This is a genomic window from Psychrobacter sp. P11G3, from assembly GCF_001435845.1.
Taxonomy (GTDB): Bacteria; Pseudomonadota; Gammaproteobacteria; order Pseudomonadales; family Moraxellaceae; genus Psychrobacter.
The window spans coordinates 276,189-293,305 of sequence record NZ_CM003596.1; the positions used below are offsets into that span (position 1 = coordinate 276,189).

11 protein-coding genes are annotated in these 17,117 nt (G+C 42.6%); 5 read left to right on the forward strand and 6 right to left on the reverse strand.

Going from position 1 to position 17,117, the window contains the following annotated elements; all coding sequences use genetic code 11:
* Positions 1–55 precede the first annotated feature (55 nt).
* From AK824_RS01170 to pgsA, 4 genes are all read left to right on the forward strand, one after another.
* Entirely contained in the window at positions 56–1,294 is a 1,239-nt protein-coding gene (locus tag AK824_RS01170) for an ABC transporter substrate-binding protein (protein ID WP_057758082.1), read from the forward strand.
* 416 nt (positions 1,295–1,710) lie between these two features.
* Positions 1,711–3,672: an acetate--CoA ligase gene (gene acs / locus AK824_RS01175; RefSeq protein WP_057758084.1), complete on the forward strand. Its 1,962-nt coding sequence runs from the start codon at positions 1,711–1,713 to the stop codon at positions 3,670–3,672.
* 281 nt (positions 3,673–3,953) lie between these two features.
* On the forward strand, positions 3,954–5,153 hold the full coding sequence (locus tag AK824_RS01180; RefSeq protein WP_057758086.1) for an NAD(P)/FAD-dependent oxidoreductase: 1,200 nt from the start codon (positions 3,954–3,956) through the stop codon (positions 5,151–5,153).
* Positions 5,154–5,713: 560 nt separating this feature from the next.
* Positions 5,714–6,397, forward strand: coding sequence for a CDP-diacylglycerol--glycerol-3-phosphate 3-phosphatidyltransferase (gene pgsA, locus AK824_RS01185; protein WP_057758088.1), 684 nt, complete (start codon positions 5,714–5,716; stop codon positions 6,395–6,397).
* 102 nt (positions 6,398–6,499) lie between these two features.
* On the opposite strand, the gene AK824_RS01190 is transcribed toward pgsA, so the two are convergent.
* The gene (locus AK824_RS01190; protein WP_057758090.1) at positions 6,500–6,994 is read right to left on the reverse strand and encodes a pyridoxamine 5'-phosphate oxidase family protein; all 495 of its coding nucleotides are present in this window, start codon (positions 6,992–6,994) and stop codon (positions 6,500–6,502) included.
* 481 nt (positions 6,995–7,475) lie between these two features.
* Here AK824_RS01190 and purL point away from each other — a divergent pair, with 481 nt between their 5' ends.
* Positions 7,476–11,501, forward strand: coding sequence for a phosphoribosylformylglycinamidine synthase (purL, locus tag AK824_RS01195; RefSeq protein WP_057758092.1), 4,026 nt, complete (start codon positions 7,476–7,478; stop codon positions 11,499–11,501).
* Between the two features lie 464 nt (positions 11,502–11,965).
* On the opposite strand, the gene AK824_RS01200 is transcribed toward purL, so the two are convergent.
* The 5 genes from AK824_RS01200 to tdh form a co-directional block, all read right to left on the reverse strand.
* Positions 11,966–13,951, reverse strand: coding sequence for a DUF3732 domain-containing protein (locus AK824_RS01200; protein WP_057758094.1), 1,986 nt, complete (start codon positions 13,949–13,951; stop codon positions 11,966–11,968).
* Positions 13,948–14,397 (reverse strand): three component ABC system middle component, encoded by a 450-nt coding sequence (locus AK824_RS01205; RefSeq protein WP_227511222.1) that lies wholly within the window; start codon positions 14,395–14,397, stop codon positions 13,948–13,950. The genes AK824_RS01200 and AK824_RS01205 overlap by 4 nt, the downstream gene beginning before the upstream one ends.
* Before the next feature lie 6 nt (positions 14,398–14,403).
* Entirely contained in the window at positions 14,404–15,540 is a 1,137-nt protein-coding gene (locus AK824_RS01210) for a hypothetical protein (protein WP_057758098.1), read from the reverse strand.
* Between the two features lie 214 nt (positions 15,541–15,754).
* A complete protein-coding gene (locus AK824_RS13485; protein ID WP_156410671.1) occupies positions 15,755–15,931 on the reverse strand; it encodes a hypothetical protein in 177 nt (58 codons plus the stop codon).
* A gap of 117 nt (positions 15,932–16,048) precedes the next feature.
* Positions 16,049–17,074, reverse strand: a complete 1,026-nt coding sequence (gene tdh, locus AK824_RS01215; protein WP_057758100.1) for an L-threonine 3-dehydrogenase — start codon at positions 17,072–17,074, stop codon at positions 16,049–16,051.
* Positions 17,075–17,117 lie beyond the last annotated feature (43 nt).

Below are 17,117 nucleotides of genomic sequence, written 5' to 3' on the forward strand. Positions count from 1 at the left end.
GTATTAATCTCAAGAGCATTAAACTAACAGCGACGGAGTCGCAAGGAGAAAGGCAATGAAATGGACATTCAAGACCACGCTACTAGCACTCACAGTCGGTACGATGGGTCTAGTAGGGTGTAGTGATCCAGAAACGACCGCAGCGACGGGCACTGATACTGAGGCTGCTACATCTACTTCTACAAGCGATATGCCAGTACAAGGTGTGACCGATACTGAAATTATCTTAGGCGGTGCGAATGATTTATCTGGGCCGTTCGCTGGATTTGGTAATCCTGCAGTCGCCGCAGCCAATATGTATTTTGATGAGGTGAATGCGGCAGGTGGGGTCAATGGTCGAAAGATTCGTTACATCGTCGAGGACCATTCTTATCAAGTACCAAAGGCCGTACAGTCTGCGAACAAACTGGTCAGCCGCGATAAAGTGTTTGCCATGCTGATGTCGCTAGGCACACCGCACAACTTAGCGAGCTTCCCTATTATGGATCGCGCCAATGTTCCTAGTATTATGCCGCTCACTTTTGCGCGAGCCATGCAAGAGGAAGGGGATTTCAATCGTCGTTATACCGCTGGTAGTACCTATTATGATTCAATAAAGCTAGGTATGGAGTATCTTATTGCCGAAAACAAAGTTAGCAATTTATGTGTCATGTATATCCCATCAGACTATGGTGAAGAGACCAATGAGGCGGCTAAGGATATCAGCGATAACAATCCTAACGTCACTTTAGTTCAGTCCAGCTCCCATCGTCCTGATGAAACAGATTTTGCTGGGGCAATGGCCAAGTTAAAAGATGCTAAATGTGAGCTTATTGCCTTATCTCTAACCATCCGAGGCGCTATCACAGCGGTCGGTACAGCAAATGCTATGGGCTGGAGTGATGTGAAATTTATCGCTCCTGTAACTGGTTTCCATCCTGCAGTTGCAGCGGCACCAGGGGGCGCTAGTGAAGGTCTATACTCTGTGTCGTACTATAATGATTTGGCACTAAGAGCGAATGAACCTGAGACTAAAGCTTGGGTTGAGAAGTTCGAAAAAGCCACAGGAGAGGAAGTATCAGCAGGTGCTATTCTTGGTTATCTTGCCGCTAAAGTAACCGTTGATGGTCTAACTGCAGCAGGTCCTGACTTAAATGCCGACACTTTCAACAAGGGTCTAGAGACTGTCAGTTTTGTCGATGGCGTCACAGGATCTACAGTTGCTATCACGCCTGAGAGCCATGTCGCGATTAATGATATCTATTTATCGCAAGTACAAAATGGTCAGTGGAAAACGGTGACGCAGCTTAAATAATACATCCTAGATGTTTAGGGAGCTTTCGATAGCAGCAAGCCATACATAAGTATGGCTTGTGTCGTTTATACGCTTCGGGCTTGGTAATAATTTCATTTTATATGTTAACTATTGTAGGATTATTTATAAGTCCAAAACCCTTCTCAATACAAAATAAGCCATAAGCTATAGACAATAAAAATTGACTAGAATGCTGAGTTAATTTAGCTTATAGCGACTAGATTATTTGTGCCTAAACATACAGATGTACAGTGAAATTGTTATGTTTGGCTTTTGATGTCTTGCAACCGTCACGCTTATTTGTCAAACTAACGATGAGTGTCACACATTATGGAAGATGACTCTTATCGCTTACATGGGGCGCGTCATAGACGTTTATCCGTGTAGGTCATAATAATTAAAAGGGACCCAACACTATGACTCAGAAATTATTTCCCATCTCAGCCGAGTTTATGGCTGCTGCCAATACCACACCTGATAAGTACCTTACAGACTACCAGCAATCTATCGAATCACCCGAAGCAATTGATGCTTTTTGGGCGAAGCGTGCTGAGCTAATCGACTGGATAAAAAAACCAACCAAAGTCAGTAACGTCAATTATGACTTAGATGATTTTCGCATCAAATGGTTTGAAGATGGTGAGCTAAATATCTCAGTCAACTGTCTTGATCGTCATCTCGAAGAAAACCCATATAAGCCTGCTATCATATGGGAGGGTGATCACCCTTCACTGCACAAAATCATTTCTTTTAAAGAGCTACATGAAGCTGTCTGCCGCTTGGGTAATTCATTGCGCAAGCTTGGCGTTGTAAAAGGTGATCGCGTAACGCTATATATGCCGATGATACCGGAAGCTATGGTAGCGATGCTGGCATGTGCGCGTATCGGTGCGGTGCATTCAGTGGTGTTTGGTGGTTTTTCTGCCGAGAGTCTGGGTAATCGCTTGATAGACAGTCGCTCAAAAGTTGTTATTACCGCTGACGAAGGTTTACGCGGCGGCAAGCACACACCGCTCAAAGCTAATGTCGATCACGCACTCGACATGGATGGCACTGAGAGTGTCGAAAAAGTCATCGTCGTTCATCGTACAGGTAACTCTATACCGATGAGTGGCCGCCGTGATGTGTGGTATCACAATTTGGTCGATGGTCAATCAGAGATCTGCGAGCCTGAAGTCATGAATGCCGAAGACCCGCTATTCTTATTATATACCTCTGGCTCTACTGGTAAGCCAAAAGGTGTAGTGCATACTACAGGCGGCTATATCACCTATGCTATCTCAACGTTCCGTGATGTTTTCGATATTAAAGAAGATGACGTCTACTGGTGTACGGCAGATGTGGGCTGGATTACCGGTCACACGTATTCAACCTATGCACCACTGGCCAATGGCACGACAACGGTAATGTTCGAAGGTGTGCCAGAACATCCAACATGGGCACGTATTGGTCATATTATCGATAAGCATGACGTGACTATCCTATATACCGCCCCAACAGCCATTCGTGCGATGATGAAAGAGGGCGATGCCTTTGTTCGAGAGTCGGATCGTTCTAGTTTGCGTCTGCTAGGGTCGGTCGGTGAGCCGATCAACCCAGAAGCGTGGGACTGGTACTACAATGTCGTTGGTGATGGTAAATGTCCTATCGTCGATACATGGTGGCAGACCGAGACTGGTGGCATCTTAATGGCGCCAATACCAGGCACGGTCGATCTCAAACCAGGCGCGGCAATGACACCACTATACGGCGTCAAACCAGAAATCGTTGATAGCGATGGTGCGATTTTAGAAGGCCCCGCAGAAGGTAACTTGGTGATCAGTAGCGGTTGGCCAGGGCAAATGCGTACTATCTACAATGACCATCCACGTTTCTTAAAGACTTACTTTAGCGATTATCCAGGTCATTATTTCACGGGTGATGGCGCTCAACGTGATGAAGATGGGCATTACTGGATTACCGGTCGTGTCGACGATGTACTCAACGTGGCAGGGCATCGCTTGGGCACAGCAGAGATTGAAAGCGCCGTGGTTGCGCATCCTGCAACTGCTGAAGCTGCGATCGTCGGTATGCCGCATGAGATACGCGGTACAGGTATCTGTGCATTTATCATTCTAAAGTCAGGTGAAGAAAAGACCGACGATCTAAAAGCAGAACTAAAACGTCATGTGCGTGCCGAGATTGGACCAATTGCGACTTTAGATGCCATCTATATGGTCGATGCACTACCAAAAACGCGCTCAGGAAAAATCATGCGCCGTATCTTGCGTAACCTTGCAGCAGGGCAATATGTGGGACTGGGCGACCTGTCTACGCTTGCTGATAGCTCAGTAATTAATGACTTGGTTGAAGAAGTCAAAGCAGGTCGTGGAGAGTAGTTCAGTCTGATAACGAACCTGCAGTATTAAGGATAGTTATTCAATACTAGCCATTAATATTCATATATCAAAGTTAAATAAAAGCCATGTTATCGAGAATAGCATGGCTTTTTTACGTAGACGATATTGATATTGAGTCATTTTGAAGGTTCAATAATACTAACAGGATAATATCGCTACCATTTTAATTGAGGATTGATTGACGAGCCACTCGGTACTTACTAGGCTAACTAATTAATATAGTAGCGACTCATAAATACTTTATAAGGTCCACTGTCATTATGACTGATCATGCTTCGTGCTCAACTGTTCTATCTGCCCCAAAAATCGCCATCATCGGTGGTGGCCTAACGGGATTGCTTACCGCAACACTATTAGAGCGTGCGTCAAACCAATCAAGCTCGTCATCTAACACCCCGCAAATCACTATCTTTGAAAAATCACGTAGTGTAGGCCGTTTAGCGACCCGCTATCGCAGCGATAGTGAGACTGGTAAAAACTGGCAATGGTCGTTCGGTGCGCAGTTTTTTACTGCGAAAACTGCTGACTTTCAACAGTTTATCGCGCCTTGGTTAGATACAGGGTTGCTACAGCCGTGGTGTGCTGAAGTGGTTGAGTTAACGCCTGCAAGTGACAATGAGCAGTCGCCTAATATCCAAAGCAAAGAGCAATGGGACGCGGTGCATGCACGCTATATCAGCACACCGAAAATGACCAGTTGGGGCCGTGAATTGGCCGCCGCGCTCAAGCATACGACCATAGTATTTAAGACCCGTGTCGCACCGCTCACTCAGTATTTGCACCGTCAAAACCCACAGCAGTCTCAGAACCAAACTTACAATCCAAACAGCAATCAAACTGAGCTATTTGACGAAACTGGCGCCAGTCTCGGTTGGTTTGATTGGGTGATATGTACAGCGCCAAATGGTCAGGCGGTAGAGCTGATAGCGGATAGCGGTTTTGCTCAACAAGACAAAATTACTAAACCTCAAATGCAAGCCTGCTATACGTTGATGCTTGGTTGGGATGATGTGCAAAAACTACCTGAGACATTAAATGGCCAGCTAACACCGCAATGGGATGTCGCTTATTTAAATAGCGCTATTCTCGATAGGATATTTATTGAGCATCAAAAACCTGCTCATGGTGAACTACTACCAAGTGTCACCATTCATGCACGTAATGACTGGTCAGAAGCCCATGTCGATGAGGACATAGAGTTAGTCGAAGAACAATTATTACAGGCGGCAAAACGAGCATTAAATTGGAATGAAGCTAGCGCACCTAGCCAAACAGACTGTCATCGTTGGCGCTATGCAGCTACTATCGTAAATCAGGATACTGAAGAGTTAGGCATCTTAATCGATGCAACCAAGCAATGGATCGTCAGTGGTGACTGGTGTGCGAAAGGTAATATAGAAAGCTGCTATCGGATGGCGCAGCAAACTGTTAAGGCAGTCATGCAAACGCAACAAGCGTAAAATCCGTGCTCATTATTTTGCATCATTTAACGATATTTGGTTTTAGCAAAATGTAAGCAAAAAAAGGCCCACAGAGGAGGTACTGTGGGCTGAGGAAAACGGGTCATGTATTAGCTACACAGGCCGTGGTCAAGAGTTGTTGTAATTATTGGTGCTCTCTACTGTTATTTATAAGGGTAGTAATTATCGATACAATAGGTGGAGATATTTACTTCGCTATTTATATTTACTGATTTAAGTGTACAAGTGTTCTGGTACAGTCGCTATGATAGCGCAATTGAGTGCTGTCTGGCGGTTTTGGTTACAGTATATTACGTTGTAAAAATTCAAAAGACGCAAAGAGTTGTATGAAGTACTGATATTTAGAGTAAGTAGCGGAGGTTTATGGTGAAATCATTGATAAAGGCTTCCAATAATTTCAATACGTTATGTCGATAAGAGAGCATCTAGTCGATCTTAATACCTTTGATAACTTAATCGCTGCAGAGATGGCATGACGCCTTGTCCGAAAAATGCTAAGCTATCTGCCATTATTATGTTCATATTAAACTGGGTTTGCCATGACTGACAGCACGCATTTGCATACGCAGGAAGAACCGCCAAGTTCGCAAAATACCAAGAGTATTTTTAACTTGCCTAACAACCTTACGATTGCGCGTATCTTGATGATTCCGCTATTTGTTGCGATTGCCTATTGGCCGCCAGCCATGGGTATCGGTATGCCTGCGATTTCAGATAATGTCATTGCGCGCGTTGGGATGAGCGAGTTTAGCGATAGCTTATTACGCCATTTGTTATTGACTGGCGTCTTTATTATTGCTGCGATTACCGATTGGCTCGATGGCTATTTTGCTCGTAAACTTAATGTCATGTCAGCCTTTGGTCGCTTTTTGGACCCTGTTGCTGATAAGTTAATGGTAGCTGTAGCGCTCATCGTTCTGGTACAGTGGCATCCCAATATCATTATGGCGATAGCGGCTATCGTCATTATCTCGCGCGAGATCGCAGTATCAGCATTACGCGAGTGGATGGCGGAGCTGGGTAAAAGCACTAGCGTCGCAGTATCCTATGTTGGCAAATTAAAAACTACGTTCCAGATGGTAGCAATTACCGTACTACTGCTTAATTGGCAGTCGCTTGAAACCATCGGTTATGTATTAATGGTCGCTGCTGTGATACTTACTTTATGGTCGATGATGATTTACCTAAAAGCCGCTTGGCCTTATTTAAAGCAAAGCGGGTAGTTTCATCAGACAAAAGTAATCAGCTCAAAACTTAGACGATAAAAAACGCCAGTCGCATTAGCCACTGGCGTTTTTGTTTTTATTACTTATTATTCAGATAGTTTATAGTGTCACTGAGTTGTTTTCACCTAAGTTGGTCGCTTTCTTACCGTCCATTACCGCAGCAGTAGTCATCTTAAACATGTTGACGACTGAGCTACCGCTTAGCCAGTATTCTGCACCATGTGGAACGACTTTAATTAACTGGACGTTTGGATCTTCTTTACCTTGCTCATAAAATGCATTGTAAATTGGCGACCATAGCTCGTCTAGCTTCTCTTGGTCTTCGACCAATTCCGCTTTACCGTTAATCGAGACGTAATCTTTTGAATCTTGACTGACATAAGCCAAGTTCACTTGTGGGTCTTTTTCAATATCTTTAATGGTTTCAGTTGTTTTATCACCAATGAACCAAATCTCTTTTGCGCCAATGCTCGTCTCGCTAGTAGTCATTGGGCAGGCATGTAAATGGCCTTCATGAGTACGAGTGGTCATCATGGCAAATTTCACTTCTTTTACCAGTTCTTGTACTTTATCGATATGGTCTTGTCTACTCATAGTAAATTTCCTTTTTTATAGTGTTTTAATTGGGCCTGTATAGCGTTGTTTTAATTAGCCGAATTGAACAGTTGATTATTTATAGTAATTTTTCTTTAGGCTAGAATGTCTAACCATTAAATAAGTTCAAAAGTTAAACGTCATCGTCGCCTTAACAACTGAGACTAGAATACCGAGTTGTCACCCTACATTTATATAGGTTCCCAGTAATGCGATGTGAGTGTTTGTAAGGAATATGGAGGTTAGGTAAAAATTGTGACAGCGTAGATTTGAGCGTTCTATTTTTCGATGGATTAATCAAAAACGATTTAAAAAGATACTTTTTTAATTTATTGATCCACAAATAGTAAGTCGCGATAGAACGCAACTTATCGGCAATTTATCTTGGTTTAGACCTGCTTATTACAGGTCTTCTTGTTATAATACCCAGACCATTTACTTAGCATGGCAGAGATGCCTTGATCTTACGGATTATGCCTTTATGATGACCATCGCCGGACAACCGTTTCTTACCGATTTTCAGACGCAGCAACTCATCAGTCAGTTTCAGCAAAAAACCGAGCTAAATGTCAGTCAAATAAGTACACAGCAAGTGTATGTGCTATCACGAGAGCTATCTGGTGATGAACATAAAAAAGCGCTAGATTTACTGGCGGTTGACCAGTCAGCAACGCTAAATGCGCCGCAAGACAACCAATTACAAGTCATCGTTGGGCCACGTTTTGGTACGATATCGCCATGGGCAAGTAAAGCGACAGATATCTTTAATAACTGTGAAATCGAGATTAATCGTGTTGAGCGTGTCGTTGTTTATACGTTGACAGTTGATGGTGACTCAGGCGAAAAACTACCAGTAGACGCCGAGCAGTTATTGTTTGACCGTATGACTCAGAGCTTGGTCTATGACTTGAGCGATGTCAGTAAATTGTTTGATGATCAAGCGCCAGCCTCATTGAACCATATCGACGTGATCGGAAAAGGTCAGTCAGCACTAGAGTCTGCCAATACAGAATTCGGTTTTGCGTTATCAAGTGAAGATATTGATTATCTGATGAATGCCTATGTCAATGAGTTGAAACGCAACCCAACTGACGTTGAGCTGATGATGTTTGCACAGGCAAACTCAGAGCATTGCCGTCATAAGATCTTTAATGCTCAGTGGACAGTCGATGGCGAAATACAGCCAAAGTCACTGTTCCAAATGATTAAAAACACTTACCAGTCTAATCCACAAGGTATCTTGTCAGCGTATAAAGACAATGCTGCGGTCATGGCAGGGTCTGATGGCATGCGTTTTTATCCTATCCCAACCGACGCGATGGATACCAATTCAATTCATCCTTACGACTTTCATCAAGAAAACATCGATATCTTAATGAAGGTCGAGACGCACAATCATCCAACAGCGATTGCCCCGTATTCGGGTGCGGCAACAGGTGCTGGCGGTGAGATTCGTGACGAAGGCGCGACTGGTCGTGGCGGTAAGCCAAAAGCGGGTCTAACAGGATTCCACGTGTCACATCTGCATATTCCAGAGCTAGCTGAAAAGTGGGAGCAGTCAGGTCAATTAAGCACGCAGGATTATGGTACGCCAGATCGTATGGCAACCAGCCTTGAGATCATGACCGAAGCGCCATTAGGCTCAGCCAATTTCTCAAACGAGTTTGGTCGACCAAATCTATGTGGTTACTTCCGTAGTTTTCAGCTAGATACCTCTGCGGCAAAAGACGGTAGCGAGATGCGCGGCTATCATAAGCCAATCATGCTGGCAGGTGGTTACGGCAATATCAAACGCAACCTGATTGAAAAAAATGCGATTCGAAAAGGCGATTTACTCATCGTCCTTGGTGGCCCTGCGATGCAAATCGGTCTGGGCGGTGGTGCCGCATCGTCAGTCGATAGTGGTGACCTTGATGAAGGTTTGGATTTTGCCTCAGTTCAGCGCGATAACGCTGAGATGGAGCGTCGTTGCCAAGAAGTCCTTGATCGCTGCTGGGCCTTAGCTGGTAATGAAGAGTCGGGCGATGATGTCGATGTAAGTAATAACAGTAAAGACGGCAACCCAATTGTCTCACTACATGATGTAGGGGCAGGTGGTCTGTCTAATGCAATGCCAGAGCTGGTCAATGATCATGAAATGGGCGCGCATCTGAACTTGCGTAAGATTCCATCATTAGAAGCTGGCATGTCGCCAATGGCCATCTGGTCAAACGAAGCGCAAGAACGTTATGTGCTGGCGATTCGCCCAGAGAGTAAAGATCAGTTCGATGCTATCTGTGCCCGTGAGCGCTGCCCATATGCTATCTTGGGCGAGGCGACGGATATCCGTCAGCTAATCGTTGATGATGAGCTGTTGGACGAGCAACCAGTCGATATGCCGATGCAAGTACTGCTCGGCGGTACACCAAAAATGCAACGCAGCTTTGAGCGTACCGAGAGCACGTTACCAGCATTAGAGCTTGATGACGTTAATCTAGCCGAGTCAATTACCGATGTATTGCGTCACCCAACTGTCGCTAGCAAATCATTCTTGATTAGCATTGGTGACCGTTCTATCACGGGTATGGTCGTGCGTGATCAGTATGTCGGTCGCTATCAAGTGCCTGTATCAGATTGTGCGGTGACTGCTTCTGGCTTAGTGGCGCTAGATGGTCAGCCAATGACTGGCGAAGCCATGAGTGTCGGTGAGCGTACGCCTGTTGCGCTTATCAGTCCAAAAGCCTCTGCGCGCCTAGCAGTCGGTGAAGCGATTACTAACATCGCTGGTGCGCGTATCGCTCAGTTGTCTGATATCACGATGTCAGCGAACTGGATGGCCGCGTGTGGTGATGATGTAGAAGATGCTGCATTGTTCGACGCTGTCCATGCCGTTGGCGAAGAGCTATGCCCAGCACTGGGTATTGCTATCCCAGTCGGTAAAGACTCGCTATCGATGCGTGCTAACTGGACTGACAACGACAATGGCGAAAATCAAGACAAGTCAGTTGTGTCACCAATGAGCTTGGTCGTAACGGCGTTTGCGCCTGTCGTTGACGTGGCAAAAACGCTAACGCCTGAGCTAATCAATGGCGACAGTGCGTTTTACCGTATTGACTTGTCTAAAGGCAAGCTACGTCTAGGTGGCTCCATCCTTGCGCAAACGCTCAGCCAATTGGGTAACGACTGCCCAGATCTAGCGCAGCCAAGCGACTTGATCGACTTTTTTAACTTTATCCAAGCAGGTAATGCGCAAGGCGTCATCAGCGCCTATCACGATATCGGTGATGGTGGTTTACTAGCGACTATCGCAGAGATGCAGTTCACTAGCCGTCAAGGTATCAAGCTGTCATTAAATGATGATAACTTACTCGGTCAGCTGTTCAGTGAAGAGCTGGGTGCGGTCATCCAAGTACTGCCAGAAAACGTCGCCGCTCTCATGCAATTGGCAGAAGAGTTTAACGTCAGCGATATGCTCAGCCTCGTTGGTCAAAGTTCTGAAGAAGATAGCCTATTAATCCAAACGCCTTTGCACATGGGTGACGATACCTTACGCTTTAGCCGTACTGAGTTGCAGCAAGCGTGGACACAGGTCAGCTATCAAATCGCGCGTCGCCGTGATAACCCAGCGTGCGTACAGCAAGAGTATGACTTGATTAGCGACGCGAGCCATAAAGGTCTGATCGCTGCGCCAAACTTTGATCTGAATCAAAAAGTGGAAGCGCCTTATGTAAACAGCCGCGCTGATGCTAATAACAGCCAACCAAGAGTCGCCATCCTCCGTGAGCAAGGCGTTAATGGTCAGACGGAAATGGCAGCAGGCTTTACCCAAGCAGGCTTTGAAGCGGTCGATGTACACATGAGCGATCTACTGAGCGGTCGTATCAACCTACGTGACTTCGATGGTTTGGTCGCGTGTGGTGGCTTTAGTTATGGTGACGTACTCGGCGCAGGCTCTGGCTGGGCGAACTCTATCTTGTTCCATGACGAGCTACGCATGCAGTTTGTGCGCTTCTTTGCCCGTCCTGATACCTTTAGCTTGGGTGTCTGTAATGGCTGTCAGATGATGGCGCAGTTAAAAGATCTGATCCCAGGTGCAGAAAACTTCCCACGTTTCGTCGCGAACAAATCGGCTCGATTTGAAGCGCGTACGGTCAACGTAAAAGTTGAACGTACCAAGTCGATCCTGTTCAAAGGCATGCAAGACAGTATCTTGCCAATCGCTGTGGCGCATGGTGAAGGCTATGCCACGCTGGACAATACCGAGATCGACGGTATGGCAAACCACGGTCAGCTCGCTATGCGTTATGTCGATAGTCAAGGTCATCCAACCGAGACCTATCCGCTCAATCCAAACGGTTCGCTCGGCGGGGTTACGGGTCTATGTAGCACCGACGGTCGCGTTACGATCATGATGCCGCATCCTGAGCGTAATCTAAAAGCGTATAACCACAGCTGGAAACCAGAAGAATGGGACGAGGACGGCGCGTGGATGCGTATGTTCCGTAATGCCCGAGCTTGGTTGCGCTAGTCGCAAACCTAGAGGCTTGATTAGCTTCGTCAAACTTGCTGAGCCTACGACATGTAGTGCTTGCGCATGTTTTCCTCGCTACTCAAACCTCTAGCAATTGCTTATAGTTTTAGATAGCTGTTTTTGAAGTAAAAAGGTGTGCTTCGGCTCACCTTTTTTGTATTTGGGATTTGGATGTTTTTAGGAGTAGGGGAGCTATCTCCCGCCTGCCACTTGTATCTGCTAGTCTAGGCGCGGCGCTGGCTATGGTTTGGGTCGTCGCTTGCTTCGCGTCGCCACCCCAAAACCTAGCTACCGCAACTTGCCCAAACTATCAGGATACCGCTACAGTCGGGGCTAAACTGCCTATACAATGCAGGTATAATGTACTAATCAAATACTAGTTTTAAGGGACAGAGATATCTAATTAAAAGATAAAAAGCCATTTCTGATATGAGTGTCTAACTTTAGATATAGAGTCGATTTTAATCAATGTTAATAAGTTTTTTAACTCTCCATCTGTTCCCATTTACCAATGACTCAAAGGTACCATTTTCAAGAGTTAGATTATCTACATGGTCAGTTACTATTATTTGAGGTGAGAATCCAAATTCATCATTTAAAGAAATACAGTAATTATTTAATTGATTGAAAATATTTGTGACAGACTTCATATCTTCGTCAATTTTACTATCTCCCAATCCTTCGATAGATTTGATATCCTCTTTTGAAAAATCCTTATTTGTATCACGGCTAAAATTTGGAAAGTAGACTTGAGTAGGTTGATCCAAAAACAGTATAGATGGGATTAAGCATTCTTCACCTAATGAGACAAAATATTTATGTAATGCAAGAAATAGCGTCAAATGAGTATATAACCAGTTAGCTCCACTACCCATTGACCTCAAGTAGATTCTTTTATCCTTGTCAATATCGTCATGATACAAGTCAAAGCTCTCCAACGAAAATTTTAAATTTATTGGATTATAAGTGTCTTCAAAATCAAATTTATTGCCAATATCATACATATATTTATTTATTTTTTTCTCAGCTTCTTTTATAAGAGTATCAATATCGTATCTCTTGAGCTCTCTAGTTATATCTTTTAATTCTTTCTTAAGTTTAATCAGTTGCGAATCAATTTTTGTATCAGTAGCAGGGTTAAGCGAATCAATAATACTAAACAACTTATATTTTTGATTATATATTGCTTCAGAAAAATCTTTCCTTTCCTTAACAACTTCATCAATATTTTCAAGTTCCCTCTTTTCAGCCTGTAATTCTTTAACTGCTTTAGTAAGTTTATCGGCCTGTATTTCAGTATCTGCTAGAAGTGTCTGAAAGGGGGCTCGCATTTCTTTTGTCATTCTAAGGGTTTGATTAAGCTTTTTAATAGCTGATTTGAGCTGTCCAGCTGATTCAGGTAACTTACTGTGCTTAGTCTCACATAAAGGACAAACAGCATCGGAAACTTCAATCGCACCTTGATTAACAAGTTTCTCTGAGTTGAGTAATTTGTCTTCTTGGTTCAACGAGTTTTCGATAGAGACAATTTTATTTCTTACACGGTTTAGTTCAACAACTTTTTCAGCATGAGATTCTGAAATCTCTACGTAACGCTTATGAAATATTTCTGAAGAAGAGTCGAAATTATCAGGGTGCAATATAACATGAAGTCTAGTTTTACTTTCTACAGGGTTAGATATGATACTTTTTAACTTAATAGGGTCTTTAGAAAACCTCATTAGTGCATACATGTTTTTCAGTTCAGGCTCTAACTCTAGTTCTTGTTTTTCCTTGTAATAATTAAATATCTCTTTTTCTTTTTTGAGTTTCCTTATTTCTATTTCGATCGATTCTTTCTTTTTCATTTGTATAAAATATTCTTGCTTTACAAATCCCAAAAAAAAGTTAGTATGCTTAATGACTTGTTCACGCTTTTCTTTTTCATCGAATCGATAGAATAGAGCATGCTTATTCGCTATCAAATTTTGATGTTGGAGTAAGAACGACATATAGCTACGTATTGTTGGACGACTCTCTCTTTGACCTTTATAGAATGTATCTTGTGTAGACTCATCAATACTATCTATATCTAAAAGCTCGTTTCTCATGTACTCTTTAAATTTGCTGATAGCAAACCTATCTTCAAAAAAATCTATATCAATTACGTTTTTTTTATATTCCTGAATTGTTCTTGTATAGACTCGATTACTCTTAGGTTTTCTACCGAAAACATATATTTGGTTCGAGATTCCCATACAAACATAATAGATTTTAGCGTTGTCAGTAATTACACCTTCAGGAATAGTATCTTCCGAGCTTCCTAAGCAGTAGTCGAATATCTCTATTAACGCACTTTTACCTGTTGAAGATGCCCCTGTAACAATATTTAGTCCAGCTTTGAAGTAAACTGGATGTTTCTTATCACTATTATCTATTACACCCGTTTCATAAATCATTGACCTCATGGGTTCACCCTTAATCCTTTATAAATTTCAGTAATGGATAGACCACTAAATAGCTTTCCTAAATTTGTAGCTCGCTTACACATTTGTTTTTTGTCGTGGTTTCCGTTAGCGATAATTTTTAAAGAAGATTTGTCAACAGTCATCCAATCATTAACTATGCAGTAATTTAAGCTCTGTGCAGATAAACTTTTTAAGGCGTCAATTCGCTCTTGTAAGTCATAAAACTCTTTAGGATTATCGAACTTGGTAAAAAAAGTTGAACGACTTTTGCCAGATAATCTCACTGTATCCAATTTTTTAGACAGTTCAGGATGACCACATATTGGTATAATGAGGGGAAGTAATAATATATTCTGCTCTACTTCTTCCAATGAGTTGTAGAATGATATAATGTGACTTCCATACTTGAAAGGGTTGTAGTAGTAAGTGTGAATAGCATCAATCATATCCACTTAGTTGATCTCCCATTTTAAATCATCATTCTCATCATCCATAGAGTCATGAATCAGACCATTTTTATATGGTTTTGGAGTTGTTTCACATCCAGGAATTTGTTCTGGAGCTTCATCAATAAAATCGTTGTATAGTATTTGAGCACGTACTTTTTCAGGTAGATGAGAGTACTTAAGAGATGTTGTTTGATGAGTTCGTCGAAACCTGTTTATTAAGTTAGACTTATAGTTTTTAGTTATTCCCTTATATTTAGGTGAGTAAGACAGTTCTTCTAATAGTGAATTAGTTAGTTCAGCGTAGTTTCCAACAGCTTCTGGAATTTGCCCTTCATGTTCTATATTTTTTATTTTTTGAACGAAAAGAGACTCATTATATTTTATCAGATCAATTTCAGTTGCTGATACGCCAGTAAAATCTGGGAAAGTAAATTTTCCTCTACAATATTTACTAGTTAATTCCTCAATTTCTTCTCTAAAGTCACAATAATTAATACACCAGCTCTCTTTATCCATCTTTTCATATACCCAACCAACAATCCCTTCAAAGTATTGATTTATATTATCGTCAGGAATTCCCAGTGGTTTATGGAGCAATGTCAGTTTCAAACTATCTATATCATCTGCACTATCATTAATTAGCATCTTACCTAATATATCTTTGATTCTTTCACTATCAGAATCTCTAAAGATAGTTTGCTGAAACTTCAAAACACCTTTAGCATCTTTCTTTGTTTTTTCGGCATTAGTTCTCTTATCATAAATACTTCTTATGATACCTAGTTTTTCATCAGGATTTTTGGAGTTCCAACCATTGAGTTGGCTTGTTTTTGCTGTAGGCTGAGTTGTATGAAGAATTAAAAAAGCATACTGTGTATGATCAAAATCATCTTTAAGCCAATTATTCAGTGTGTTCCAGAAATTAGCATGACCGTCAGTGAGAAAGTCCGTTTGATCATAATGTTTACTTTCTATTTGTTCATTATTTTCTACTGCATTACCACGTATACTTATATCACCATCACTTTCAAACCAAATTGACTGACCTTCATTCAACTCAAAACACTTTTCAATACCAAGTAAAACCTGATAGTGAAACCCTAGTAAAGTAGGTAGTACACTGCTTTTAGTTGAATTCATTGTGATACCGCGTTTAGATTTAAATCGTAAGTTTTAGATAAAGTGAAGCTTAGCACTTAGATATCATACTTTACAACTAATGTTTAGATTAGCTTATAGTAGATAAATTTACTCAAGACCATCCCAGATTCTGTGTAACTGCCATTTAGATTAAATGCCTGCTGATGCGGTCATCAACTATGAGTAAAAGGTAAGCGAGAGAGGGTGTTAACAACTATTCATCCTCTGAACGCTTTTTAGCCTCAGCTATCAACTCATGAATCTTAGCACTTTCCTTTAGCACACAAGCATCATAAGCAGAAAGCGGCTCAGGTTTCTGCTCCTTTGCCTGTGCTTGCTTAGCTTTTTCTTCCAAATATTTTTCAAGTTTATCCGCTTCAGAGTCGCCCATAGTTTATCCCCCATATGATTTTTACCACATAAAAAACGGCACTGAAATCAGTGCCGTTTTAGAAGTCGTGACAATGTAAAAGCTAACCACGATTCTTCAAATGCTGAATCATCACGATCAATCCCAGCTTAAAATCACTTTACCGCATTGTCCACTTTCCATGATATCAAAGCCTTCTTGAAAGTCATCGATGTGCATGCGATGGGTAATGATTGGTGTCAAATCAATACCGCTAATCAGCATTTGCTCCATCTGATACCACGTCTCCCACATCTCACGCCCATATATACCCTTTAAGGTTAACGCCTTAAAAATAATCTTGCTCCAATCCACCGTGGTGGTGTTGGGTAAAATACCCAAGAGCGCAATTTTAGAGCCGTTATACATATTGCTAATCATCGAATCAAAGGCCTGAGGCGAGCCTGACATCTCAAGCCCAATATCAAAGCCGTGCATTTTTAACGTATCGATAGCGCCTTCGATGGTTTCACCTTTGGCTGGGTTGATGGTCATCGTCGCGCCCATTTTTTTGGCAAGCTCTAAGCGATAATCGCTGATATCACTGACCACGATATTACGTGCCCCAGCAAAGCGGCAAATCGCTGTTGCCATTGACCCGATCAGACCTGCACCCGTAATCAGCACATCTTCACCCAGTACAGGAAAAGATAAAGCGGTATGCGTCGCGTTGCCAAAAGGGTCCATAATGGCGGCCATCTCATCGCTGATACGCTCATCGAGTTTGATGACGTTATCGGCAGGTATCACCAAATATTCGGCAAACGCGCCATCGCGGTCAACGCCCACACCGATGGTGTTTTCGCACACATGCAGCTTACCACGGCGGCAGTTACGGCAATGCCCGCAAGCGATATGGCCTTCGCCTGTGACGCGATCACCCACTTCAAGATGCTTGACGCCATCGCCCATTTCACTAATGACACCGACGTATTCGTGTCCGATAATCATCGGCGTATTTATAGTCTTTTGTGACCACTCATCCCACTTATAAATGTGCAAATCTGTGCCACAAATGGCAGTTTTTTTAATTTTAATTTTAACGTCATTGATGCCGACCGTAGGTTCAGGCATGTCTTGCATCCAGATGCCTTTTTCGGCATGAGCTTTAACCAATGCTTTCATACTTTTCTCTTATTTAGCTGTGTTGTACTTAATTATTGAATTT